Annotated in this window: 10 protein-coding genes; all 10 read left to right on the forward strand. The window is 61.5% G+C overall.

Features of this window, described 5'->3' with window-relative positions; all coding sequences use genetic code 11:
• The first annotated feature begins 455 nt into the window (after positions 1-455).
• The 10 genes from aceA (at position 456) to nuoJ (ending at position 12,098) form a co-directional block, all read left to right on the forward strand.
• Positions 456-1,781, forward strand: a complete 1,326-nt coding sequence (gene aceA / locus BLV20_RS21680; RefSeq protein WP_025804703.1) for an isocitrate lyase — start codon at positions 456-458, stop codon at positions 1,779-1,781.
• A gap of 594 nt (positions 1,782-2,375) precedes the next feature.
• On the forward strand, positions 2,376-2,789 hold the full coding sequence (locus BLV20_RS21685; protein WP_007929187.1) for an NADH-quinone oxidoreductase subunit A: 414 nt from the start codon (positions 2,376-2,378) through the stop codon (positions 2,787-2,789).
• Positions 2,790-2,799: 10 nt separating this feature from the next.
• On the forward strand, positions 2,800-3,474 hold the full coding sequence (locus tag BLV20_RS21690; protein ID WP_053279907.1) for a NuoB/complex I 20 kDa subunit family protein: 675 nt from the start codon (positions 2,800-2,802) through the stop codon (positions 3,472-3,474).
• A gap of 73 nt (positions 3,475-3,547) precedes the next feature.
• Positions 3,548-5,329 carry an NADH-quinone oxidoreductase subunit C/D gene (nuoC, locus tag BLV20_RS21695; RefSeq protein ID WP_092304511.1) on the forward strand — a complete coding sequence of 594 codons (1,782 nt, stop codon included), beginning with the start codon at positions 3,548-3,550 and terminating at the stop codon, positions 5,327-5,329.
• 2 nt (positions 5,330-5,331) lie between these two features.
• Positions 5,332-5,829 (forward strand): NADH-quinone oxidoreductase subunit NuoE, encoded by a 498-nt coding sequence (gene nuoE / locus BLV20_RS21700; protein ID WP_007929184.1) that lies wholly within the window; start codon positions 5,332-5,334, stop codon positions 5,827-5,829.
• A complete protein-coding gene (gene nuoF, locus BLV20_RS21705) occupies positions 5,826-7,184 on the forward strand; it encodes an NADH-quinone oxidoreductase subunit NuoF (protein ID WP_092304512.1) in 1,359 nt (452 codons plus the stop codon). The genes nuoE and nuoF overlap by 4 nt, the downstream gene beginning before the upstream one ends.
• Positions 7,185-7,309: 125 nt before the next feature.
• Positions 7,310-10,024, forward strand: coding sequence for an NADH-quinone oxidoreductase subunit NuoG (gene nuoG, locus BLV20_RS21710; protein ID WP_092304513.1), 2,715 nt, complete (start codon positions 7,310-7,312; stop codon positions 10,022-10,024).
• Positions 10,021-11,028 (forward strand): NADH-quinone oxidoreductase subunit NuoH, encoded by a 1,008-nt coding sequence (nuoH, locus tag BLV20_RS21715; protein WP_007929607.1) that lies wholly within the window; start codon positions 10,021-10,023, stop codon positions 11,026-11,028. Before nuoG ends, nuoH begins: the two co-directional genes overlap by 4 nt.
• Before the next feature lie 11 nt (positions 11,029-11,039).
• On the forward strand, positions 11,040-11,588 hold the full coding sequence (gene nuoI / locus BLV20_RS21720; RefSeq protein ID WP_003223795.1) for an NADH-quinone oxidoreductase subunit NuoI: 549 nt from the start codon (positions 11,040-11,042) through the stop codon (positions 11,586-11,588).
• Between the two features lie 9 nt (positions 11,589-11,597).
• Positions 11,598-12,098, forward strand: coding sequence for an NADH-quinone oxidoreductase subunit J (gene nuoJ / locus BLV20_RS21725; RefSeq protein WP_092304514.1), 501 nt, complete (start codon positions 11,598-11,600; stop codon positions 12,096-12,098).
• The last annotated feature ends 8 nt before the right edge of the window (positions 12,099-12,106 follow it).

Below are 12,106 nucleotides of genomic sequence, written 5' to 3' on the forward strand. Positions count from 1 at the left end.
TGGTAGAAAAAAAGCACTACAAAACGTTTGACGAGGCAAAAAACCGAAGGCATGATGGCCTCGCTCCCGCTAATCAGGGGCCCTGGCAAGGGCCTTCGGATCGCCGCTCTAACCTACCCCCTGAGCCGATTCGTGTCTGTACCGCCCACAAGGTGTGTTTGACGAGATTGCGACTGGAACGAGGTTGTCCCGAGGGACGGAAGCTAATTAGGTAGATCGGCAACACACTGATGGTTCGTATGGAGGCCCACGACGCCCGAATGCGCCCGACAGCTGGCCCTCACCTGCTCACTTTCTCCCCTTGAGCCCATCGTTCACCCGTCGCCATCTGCGCCAGACCCGACTTTGACCGCCTAGACTTCTGGTCAGCGAGCAGCCAATTACGCACTTCAATCCTGCGTATCTGGTGGAGCAAGAATTTTCCACCCAAGACCTATGCGACGAGGTTTATCTCCATGGCACTCACACGCGAACAGCAAATTGCAGCCCTTGAAAAAGACTGGGCTGAAAACCCGCGCTGGAAAGGCGTGACTCGCACTTATTCCGCTGCCGACGTTGTACGTCTGCGTGGCTCGGTTCAACCCGAGCACACCCTGGCACGCATGGGCGCCGAGAAGCTCTGGAACCTGGTGACCCAGGGCGCCAAACCGTCCTTCCGCCCCGAGAAAGATTTCGTCAACTGCATGGGCGCCCTGACCGGCGGCCAGGCGGTACAGCAAGTCAAAGCCGGCATCCAGGCGATCTACCTGTCGGGCTGGCAGGTTGCTGCCGACAACAACTCCGCCGAATCGATGTACCCGGACCAGTCGCTGTACCCAGTGGACTCCGTTCCGACCGTGGTCAAGCGCATCAACAACTCGTTCCGTCGTGCCGACCAGATCCAGTGGAAAGCCGGCAAGAACCCGGGCGACGAAGGCTACATCGACTACTTCGCACCGATCGTGGCTGACGCCGAAGCCGGTTTCGGCGGCGTGCTGAACGCCTACGAGCTGATGAAGAGCATGATCGAAGCGGGCGCCGCCGGCGTGCACTTCGAAGACCAGCTGGCTTCCGTGAAGAAGTGCGGCCACATGGGCGGCAAGGTACTGGTTCCGACCCAGGAAGCCGTGCAGAAGCTGACCGCTGCCCGCCTGGCGGCCGACGTTGCCGGCGTACCGACCATCATCCTGGCCCGTACCGACGCCAACGCCGCCGACCTGCTGACTTCCGACTGCGACCCGTACGACCAGCCGTTCGTGACCGGCACCCGCACCCAGGAAGGCTTCTATAAAGTGCGCGCCGGCCTCGACCAGGCCATCGCTCGCGGCCTGGCCTACGCGCCGTACGCCGATCTGATCTGGTGCGAAACCGCCAAGCCGGATCTGGACGAAGCCCGTCGCTTCGCCGAGGCGATCAAGAAGGAATACCCGGACCAGATCCTGTCGTACAACTGCTCGCCTTCCTTCAACTGGAAGAAGAACCTGGACGACGCGACCATCGCCAAGTTCCAGCGCGAACTGTCCGCCATGGGCTACAAGCACCAGTTCATCACCCTGGCTGGCATCCACAACATGTGGCACAGCATGTTCAACCTGGCGCACGACTACGCCCGCAACGACATGACCGCCTACGTGAAGCTGCAGGAACAAGAGTTCGCTGATGCCGCCAAGGGCTACACCTTCGTGGCTCACCAGCAAGAAGTGGGCACCGGCTACTTCGACGACATGACCACCGTGATCCAGGGCGGCTCGTCGTCGGTAACCGCACTGACCGGCTCCACCGAAGAAGAACAGTTCCACTGATTCGTCTTCATGCCGAAAAACGGCCATTGCAGACCCGGTAAAAGCTAACTGCAATGCCGCACATCTGACGCCCCGACTGGTTCGGGGCGTTTTTTTGCCTGTGTCCCTTGCAAATATCACCGGCAAACCAGCTGCGACAGCAGCGAACCTGCGCGGGAAGACCTCCCAAAGGATCCTGCCAATCAGGCAAATCATTGATCCAGAGCGGTATATGCGAGAAAAAAAGCGGGTAAAAGGGCTCGCGCGCAACTTGCAGTAACGCGCTTATTAAAAACAACTTAGCGGCTGTTCCTGCGAATCATTGTTTAAAACCAGCGCCAAACAATATTGATTATCATTTAGCGAAAATCCTGTTCGTTACAACAAGAACAAAACATAATTAACAAAACACCCGCTAATGCCCACAGGGCGTGGCTTACGGGGCTTGCAAGGGGAGCCATGTCCTTATTCCACTAAATAATTTCGCTCTAGAAAATTTACTTGCCCGGTGTTTAGCCATAAAATCACGCCGATTGACTGCACTGCGACATATCGTCACTGCTTTATTTCTTTATCAAGCTCAGAGACCTTTGCTCTCTGTTAAGGATTACCAGCATGCCCGAAGCGACAGGACTCATGGCCCACAACTGGGGCTTTGCCATTTTCCTTCTGGGTGTAGGCGGCCTCTGCGCCTTCATGCTCGGTGTTTCCAGCCTTCTCGGGTCAAAAGCCTGGGGTCGCAGCAAAAATGAACCGTTCGAGTCCGGCATGCTACCTACCGGTGGCGCCCGCTTGCGGCTTTCAGCCAAATTCTATCTGGTCGCGATGCTCTTCGTGATCTTCGATATCGAAGCCCTCTTTCTCTTTGCCTGGTCTGTGTCCGTCCGCGAAAGCGGCTGGACCGGATTCGTCGAAGCTCTCGTTTTCATAGCAATTCTGTTGGCAGGTCTTGTCTACCTTTGGCGGGTGGGGGCTCTTGATTGGGCTCCGGAAGGTCGTCGTAAGCGGCAAGCGAAGCTAAAACAATGAGGCTTTGGCGATGCAATACAATCTCACCAGGATCGACCCCGATGCTCCTAACGAGCAATATCCGATCGGCGAACGGGAAACCGTTTCCGATCCGTTAGAAGATCAAGTCCACAAAAACATCTTCATGGGCAAGCTGGAAGACGTGCTGAACGGCGCGGTCAACTGGGGGCGTAAGAACTCCCTGTGGCCGTACAACTTCGGCCTGTCCTGCTGCTACGTGGAAATGACCACCGCCTTCACGGCGCCCCACGACATCGCGCGCTTTGGCGCCGAAGTTATCCGGGCATCACCGCGCCAGGCGGATTTCATGGTTATTGCCGGAACCTGCTTCATCAAGATGGCGCCGATCATTCAGCGTCTCTACGAGCAAATGCTCGAGCCGAAGTGGGTCATCTCCATGGGTTCGTGCGCCAACTCCGGTGGCATGTACGACATCTATTCCGTCGTTCAAGGGGTGGACAAGTTCCTGCCCGTGGACGTCTACGTGCCTGGCTGCCCGCCCCGCCCTGAAGCTTTTCTGCAAGGCCTGATGCTCTTGCAAGAGTCGATTGGCCAGGAGCGTCGCCCACTTTCCTGGGTCGTCGGCGACCAAGGCGTGTATCGCGCCGAAATGCCGTCGCAAAAGGAACAGCGCCGTGAACAGCGTATTCAGGTAACCAACCTGCGCAGCCCCGACGAAGTCTGATTCCAGAACGTTTCCCTAAAAAGAACGAAAAACTGGCTTCATTCTTTACGTTGACCGAAAGCGATAAAAAACCATGACTACAGGCAGTGCTCTGTACATCCCGCCTTATAAGGCAGACGACCAGGATGTGGTCGTCGAACTCAATAACCGTTTTGGCCCTGAGGCGTTCACCGCCCAGGACACCCGCACCGGCATGCCGGTGCTGTGGGTTACCCGTGCCAAACTCGTCGAAGTCCTGACCTTCCTGCGCAACCTGCCCAAGCCGTACGTCATGCTCTATGACCTGCATGGCGTGGACGAGCGTCTGCGCACCAAGCGCCAAGGGCTGCCAGGCGCCGACTTCAGCGTGTTCTACCACCTGCTGTCGATCGAACGTAATAGTGACGTAATGATCAAGGTCGCCTTGTCCGAGAGCGACCTCAGCTTGCCGACCGTGACCGGTATCTGGCCAAACGCCAACTGGTACGAACGTGAAGTCTGGGACATGTTCGGCATCGACTTCGCCGGCCACCCTCACCTGTCGCGCATCATGATGCCGCCGACCTGGGAAGGTCACCCGCTGCGCAAGGACTTCCCGGCGCGCGCTACCGAATTCGACCCGTTCAGCCTGAACCTGGCCAAGCAGCAGCTGGAAGAAGAAGCCGCGCGCTTCAAGCCGGAAGACTGGGGCATGAAGCGCTCCGGCGCCAACGAGGACTACATGTTCCTCAACCTGGGCCCGAACCACCCTTCGGCCCACGGTGCCTTCCGCATCATCTTGCAACTGGACGGCGAAGAGATCGTCGACTGCGTACCGGACATCGGCTACCACCACCGTGGTGCCGAGAAGATGGCCGAGCGCCAGTCCTGGCACAGCTTCATTCCGTACACCGACCGCATCGACTACCTCGGCGGCGTGATGAACAACCTGCCGTACGTGCTCTCGGTCGAGAAACTGGCCGGGATCAAGGTGCCGGAGAAGGTCGACGTCATCCGCATCATGCTGGCCGAGTTCTTCCGGATCACCAGCCACTTGCTGTTCCTGGGCACCTACATCCAGGACGTCGGCGCCATGACCCCGGTGTTCTTCACCTTCACCGACCGTCAGCGCGCCTACACCGTGATCGAAGCCATCACCGGTTTCCGCCTGCACCCGGCCTGGTACCGCATCGGCGGCGTCGCCCACGACCTGCCGCGCGGCTGGGAAAAACTGGTGAAAGACTTCGTCGACTGGCTGCCCAAGCGCCTCGACGAATACACCAAGGCCGCCCTGCAGAACAGCATCCTCAAGGGTCGTACCATCGGCGTTGCCGCCTACAACACCAAGGAAGCCCTGGAATGGGGCGTCACCGGTGCCGGCCTGCGCTCCACCGGTTGCGATTTCGACCTGCGTAAGGCCCGCCCCTACTCCGGCTACGAGAACTTCGAGTTCGAAGTCCCGCTGGCGGCCAACGGCGATGCCTACGACCGCTGCATGGTCCGCGTCGAAGAGATGCGCCAGAGCATCAAGATCATCGACCAGTGCCTGCGCAACATGCCGGAAGGCCCGTACAAGGCGGATCACCCGCTGACCACGCCGCCACCGAAAGAGCGCACGCTGCAGCACATCGAGACCCTGATCACGCACTTCCTGCAAGTTTCGTGGGGCCCGGTCATGCCGGCCAACGAGTCCTTCCAGATGATCGAAGCGACCAAGGGCATCAACAGTTATTACCTGACGAGCGATGGCGGCACCATGAGCTACCGCACCCGGATCCGCACCCCGAGCTTCGCCCACCTGCAGCAGATCCCTTCGGTGATCCGCGGCAGCATGGTCGCGGACTTGATCGCGTACCTGGGTAGTATCGACTTCGTTATGGCCGACGTGGACCGCTAAGCATGAACAGCACGCTTATCCAGACAGACCGTTTCGCCCTGAGCGAAACCGAGCGCTCGGCCATCGAGCACGAGCTGCATCACTACGAAGACCCGCGCGCGGCGTCTATCGAAGCCCTGAAGATCGTCCAGAAGGAACGTGGCTGGGTGCCTGATGGCGCGCTCTACGCCATCGGCGAGATCCTCGGCATCCCGGCCAGCGACGTAGAAGGCGTGGCGACGTTCTACAGCCAGATCTTCCGCCAGCCGGTCGGCCGTCACATCATCCGTGTCTGCGACAGCATGGTCTGCTACATCGGCGGCCACGAGTCCGTGGTCAGCCAGATCCAGAGCGAGCTGGGCATCGGCCTCGGCCAGACCACCGCCGACGGCCGCTTCACCCTGCTGCCGGTATGCTGCCTGGGCAACTGCGACAAGGCCCCGGCGCTGATGATCGACGACGACACTTTCGGCGACGTGCAGCCTGCTGGCGTGGCCAAACTGTTGGAGGGCTACGTATGACCCTGACATCCTTCGGCCCTGCCAACCGCATCCAGCGCAGCCCGGAAACTCATCCGCTGACCTGGCGCCTGCGCGACGACGGCGAGCCGGTATGGCTCGACGAGTACCAGGCCAAGAACGGCTACGCCGCTGCGCGCAAGGCTTTTGCTGACTTGTCCCAGGACGACATCGTCCAGACCGTCAAGGACGCCGGCCTCAAGGGCCGCGGCGGCGCAGGCTTCCCCACTGGCGTGAAGTGGGGCCTGATGCCCAAAGACGAATCCATGAACATCCGCTACTTGCTGTGCAACGCGGACGAAATGGAACCCAACACCTGGAAAGACCGCATGCTGATGGAGCAACTGCCCCATCTGCTGATCGAAGGCATGCTGATCAGCGCGCGCGCACTGAAAACCTACCGCGGCTATATCTTCCTGCGGGGCGAGTACACCACCGCCGCCAAGCACCTCAACCGCGCCGTGGAAGAAGCCAAGGCCGCGGGCCTGCTGGGCAAGAACATCCTGGGCTCGGGCTTCGATTTCGAGCTGTTCGTGCACACCGGCGCCGGGCGTTACATCTGCGGTGAAGAAACCGCGCTGATCAACTCCCTCGAAGGCCGCCGCGCCAACCCGCGCTCCAAGCCGCCCTTCCCTGCCGCCGTCGGCGTGTGGGGCAAGCCGACTTGCGTGAACAACGTCGAGACCCTGTGCAACGTGCCAGCGATCATCGGCGACGGCGTGGATTGGTACAAATCCCTGGCTCGCGAAGGCAGTGAAGACCATGGCACCAAGCTGATGGGCTTCTCCGGCAAAGTGAAGAACCCTGGCCTGTGGGAACTGCCGTTCGGCGTGACCGCGCGCGAGCTGTTCGAAGACTACGCCGGCGGCATGCGCGATGGCTTCAAGCTCAAGTGCTGGCAGCCAGGCGGCGCCGGTACCGGTTTCCTGCTGCCAGAACACCTGGATGCGCAGATGTACGCCGGCGGCATCGCCAAGGTCGGCACCCGCATGGGTACTGGCCTGGCGATGGCGGTCGACGACAGCATCAACATGGTGTCGCTGCTGCGCAATATGGAAGAGTTCTTTGCCCGCGAATCCTGCGGCTTCTGCACCCCTTGCCGCGACGGCCTGCCGTGGAGCGTCAAGCTGCTGCGCGCGCTCGAGAAAGGCGAAGGGCAAGCCGGCGATATCGAGACCCTGCTGGGTCTGGTCGGTTTCCTCGGCCCAGGCAAGACCTTCTGTGCTCACGCACCGGGCGCCGTGGAGCCATTGGGCAGTGCCATCAAGTATTTCCGTCCAGAGTTCGAGGCCGGCATCGCAGCCACCAGTGCTGCCGTCGTCCCGCCCCTGGCCCGGCCGATCGTAGTCGGCGCGTAAACGTATCGAACGAGGGTGGTCCGTGCCGCCCTCGTATCGCCTGAAGACGCCGCGACGCGCCAGGCGAGCACCAAGATTCCATTAGCCACGCCCGCTGACACCGGGCCAACGAAGAACTTTGAACCATGGCCACTATCCACGTAGACGGCAAAGCGCTCGAAGTCGATGGGGCGGACAACCTGTTACAGGCATGTCTGTCACTAGGCCTCGACATCCCTTATTTCTGCTGGCACCCCGCTCTCGGTAGCGTTGGTGCCTGTCGCCAGTGCGCGGTCAAGCAATACACCGACGAGAACGACACCCGCGGTCGCATCGTCATGTCCTGCATGACCCCCGCCACCGACAACACCTGGATCTCCATCGACGACGAAGAGTCCAAGGCCTTCCGCGCCAGCGTCGTCGAATGGCTGATGACCAACCACCCGCACGACTGCCCGGTCTGCGAGGAAGGCGGTCACTGCCACCTGCAAGACATGACGGTGATGACCGGCCACAACGAGCGCCGTTATCGCTTCACCAAGCGCACCCACCAGAACCAGGAACTCGGCCCGTTCATCGCCCACGAGATGAACCGCTGCATCGCCTGCTACCGTTGCGTGCGTTTCTACAAGGACTATGCCGGCGGTACCGACCTCGGCGTGTTCGGCGCCCACGACAACGTGTATTTCGGTCGCGTTGAAGACGGCACCCTGGAAAGCGAGTTCTCCGGCAACCTCACCGAGGTCTGCCCGACCGGCGTGTTCACCGACAAGACTCACTCCGAGCGCTACAACCGCAAGTGGGACATGCAGTTCTCGCCGAGCATCTGCCATGGCTGCTCCAGCGGTTGCAACATCTCCCCGGGCGAGCGCTACGGCGAACTGCGGCGCATCGAGAACCGCTACAACGGTTCGGTGAACCAGTACTTCCTGTGCGACCGTGGCCGTTTCGGCTACGGCTACGTCAACCGCGAAGACCGTCCACGCCAGCCGCTGCTGAACGACGGCACCAAGCTGACCCTGGACCAGGCGCTCGACAAGGCCGCCGACCTGCTGCGCGGGCGCAATATCGTCGGTATCGGCTCGCCTCGCGCCAGCCTGGAAAGCAACTACGCCCTGCGTGAGCTGGTGGGCGCCGAGCACTTCTACAGCGGTATCGAAGCCGCCGAGCTGGAGCGCATCCGCCTGGTCCTGCAAGTGCTGAGAAACAGCCCGCTGCCAGTACCGACCATGCGCGACATCGAAGACCACGATGCCGTGTTCGTTCTCGGTGAAGACCTGACCCAGACTGCCGCCCGCATGGCCCTGGCCCTGCGCCAGTCGGTCAAGGGCAAGGCCGAAGAAATGGCCGATGCCATGCGCGTCCAGCCATGGCTCGACGCCGCGGTGAAAAACATCGGCCAGCACGCGCTGAACCCGCTGTTCATTGCAAGCCTGGCTGAAACCAAGCTCGACGACGTCGCCGAAGAGTGCGTGCACGCCGCTCCCGACGACCTGGCGCGCATCGGCTTCGCCGTGGCCCACGCCCTGGACGCCAGCGCTCCTGCCGTCGAAGGCCTGGACCCCGAAGCACAAGAGCTGGCCAAGCGCATCGCCGATGCCCTGCTCGCCGCCAAGCGTCCGCTGATCATCGCCGGTACTTCGCTGGGCTCCAAAGCCTTGATCGAAGCCGCTGCGAACATCGCCAAGGCCCTGAAGCTGCGCGAGAAGAACGCTTCCATCAGCCTGATCGTGCCTGAAGCCAACAGCCTCGGCCTGGCCATGCTCGGTGGCGAATCGGTGGACGCGGCGCTGCAAGCGGTCATCGATGGTCGCGCCGACGCCCTTGTGGTGCTGGAAAACGATCTGTACACCCGCACCGACGCTGCCAAGGTCGATGCCGCGCTGAACGCCGCGAAAGTGGTGATCGTCGCCGACCACCAGAAGACCGCCACCAGCGATCGCGCGCACCTGGTCCTGCCAGCGGCGAGCTTCGCCGAAGGCGACGGCACCCTGGTCAGCCAGGAAGGCCGTGCCCAGCGCTTCTTCCAGGTGTTCGACCCGACTTACATGGATGCCAGCATCCTGGTTCACGAAGGCTGGCGCTGGTTGCATGCCCTGCGCGCTACCCTGCTGAACAAGCCGGTGGACTGGACCCAGCTGGACCACGTGACCGCCGCTTGCGCCCAGAGCAACCCGCAACTGGCGCAGATCGTCGATGCCGCGCCTTCGGCGTCGTTCCGCATCAAGGGCCTGAAGCTGGCTCGCGAACCGCTGCGTTACAGCGGCCGTACCGCCATGCGCGCCGACATCAGCGTGCACGAGCCACGGACTCCGCAAGACCAGGACACCGCGTTCGCCTTCTCCATGGAAGGTTACTCGGGCTCCGCCGAGCCTCGCTCCCAGGTGCCATTCGCCTGGTCGCCGGGCTGGAACTCGCCGCAAGCCTGGAACAAGTTCCAGGACGAAGTCGGTGGTCACCTGCGTGCCGGCGATCCGGGCACCCGCCTGATCGAAAGCCAGGGCGACAGCCTCAGCTGGTTCGCCAGCGTGCCGCGCGCCTTCTCCCCTGCCCAGGGCACCTGGCAGGCGGTGCCGTTCTACCACCTGTTCGGCAGCGAAGAGAACTCTTCGAAAGCCGCACCGGTCCAGGAACGCATCCCGGCCGCTTATGTTGCCCTGGCCAAGTCGGAAGCCGATCGCCTGGGCGTCAACGATGGCGCGCTGCTCGCCGTGAAGGTGGCGGGCCAGACCCTGCGTCTGCCGCTGCGCATCAACGAAGAACTGGGCGCTGGCCTGGTGGCCTTGCCGGCCGGCCTGGCGGGTATTCCACCGGCGATCTTTGGCAAATCCGTTGACGGTCTGCAGGAGGCAGCGCAATGACCTGGTTCACCCCTGAAGTGATCGACGTGATCCTGGCAGTCGTCAAAGCCCTGGTCATCATGCTGGCCGTGGTGGTCGCCGGTGCCCTGCTCAGCTTTGTCGAGCGTCGCCTGCTGGGCTGGTGGCAGGACCGCTACGGTCCGAACCGCGTCGGCCCGTTCGGCATGTTCCAGATCGCTGCCGACATGCTGAAGATGTTCTTCAAGGAAGACTGGACCCCGCCGTTTGCCGACAAGGTGATCTTCACCCTGGCACCGGTCGTGGCCATGAGCGCCTTGCTGATCGCTTTCGCGATCATCCCGATCACCCCGACCTGGGGCGTGGCGGACCTGAACATCGGCCTGCTGTTCTTCTTCGCCATGGCCGGCCTGTCGGTGTACGCGGTGCTGTTCGCCGGCTGGTCGAGCAACAACAAGTTCGCCCTGCTCGGCAGCCTGCGTGCCTCGGCCCAGACCGTGTCCTATGAAGTATTCATGGGCCTGGCACTGATGGGCATCGTGGCCCAGGTCGGTTCGTTCAACATGCGCGACATCGTCGACTACCAGGCGCAGAACCTGTGGTTCATCATTCCGCAGTTCTTCGGCTTCTGTACCTTCTTCATCGCTGGCGTGGCCGTGACTCACCGTCACCCGTTCGACCAGCCGGAAGCGGAACAGGAACTGGCCGACGGTTACCACATTGAATACGCCGGCATGAAATGGGGCATGTTCTTCGTTGGCGAGTACATCGGCATCATCCTGATCTCGGCACTGCTGGTCACCCTGTTCTTCGGTGGCTGGCACGGTCCGTTCGGCATCCTGCCGCAACTGTCCTTCGTCTGGTTCGCCTTGAAGACCGCGTTCTTCATCATGCTGTTCATCCTGCTGCGCGCGTCCATCCCGCGTCCGCGTTATGACCAGGTGATGGACTTCAGCTGGAAATTCTGCCTGCCGCTGACCCTGATCAATTTGCTGGTGACCGCTGCGCTTGTGTTGTTGAACACGCCAGCGGGCGCGGTTCAGTGAGGATTTGACCCATGTTCAAATATATTGGCGACATCGTTAAGGGTACTGGTACCCAACTGCGCAGCCTGGTGATGGTCTTCGGCCATGGCTTTCGCAAGCGCGACACCCTGCAATACCCGGAAGAGCCGGTCTACCTGCCGCCACGCTACCGTGGCCGCATCGTGCTGACCCGCGACCCCGATGGCGAAGAGCGCTGTGTAGCCTGCAACCTGTGCGCCGTGGCGTGCCCGGTGGGCTGCATCTCGCTGCAGAAAGCTGAAACCGAAGACGGTCGCTGGTACCCGGACTTCTTCCGCATCAACTTCTCGCGTTGCATCTTCTGCGGCCTCTGCGAGGAAGCCTGCCCGACCACCGCGATCCAGCTGACCCCGGATTTCGAGATGGCCGAGTTCAAACGTCAGGATCTGGTTTACGAGAAAGAAGATCTGCTGATCTCCGGCCCCGGAAAGAACCCTGATTACAACTTCTATCGTGTTGCAGGTATGGCCATTGCCGGTAAGCCAAAAGGCTCCGCGCAAAACGAAGCCGAGCCGATCAACGTGAAGAGCTTGCTGCCTTAAGGAAGAAAGATGGAATTCGCTTTCTATTTCGCGTCAGGTGTCGCCGTTGTTTCCACGCTGCGCGTGGTCACCAACACCAACCCTGTACACGCCCTGCTCTACCTGATCATTTCGCTGATCGCCGTGGCGATGACGTTCTTCAGCCTCGGCGCGCCGTTCGCCGGTGTGCTGGAAGTGATCGCCTACGCCGGCGCCATCATGGTGCTGTTCGTGTTCGTGGTGATGATGCTGAACCTGGGGCCTGCCTCGGTTCAGCAGGAACGCATCTGGCTCAAGCCGGGAATCTGGCTGGGGCCGGTGGCGCTCGCCGCCCTGCTGCTGGTGGAACTGCTGTACGTGCTGTTCAGCCACCAGAGCGGTACCGGTATCGGCCACACCACCGTGGACGCCAAGGCCGTGGGCATCAGCCTGTTCGGTCCTTATCTGCTGGTGGTCGAACTCGCCTCGATGCTGCTGCTCGCCGCAGCGGTCACGGCGTTCCACCTGGGCCGCAACGAGGCGAAGGAGTAAGACCATGC

Source organism: Pseudomonas sp. NFIX28, assembly GCF_900107395.1.
In the GTDB taxonomy this organism is placed as follows: Bacteria; Pseudomonadota; Gammaproteobacteria; order Pseudomonadales; family Pseudomonadaceae; genus Aquipseudomonas.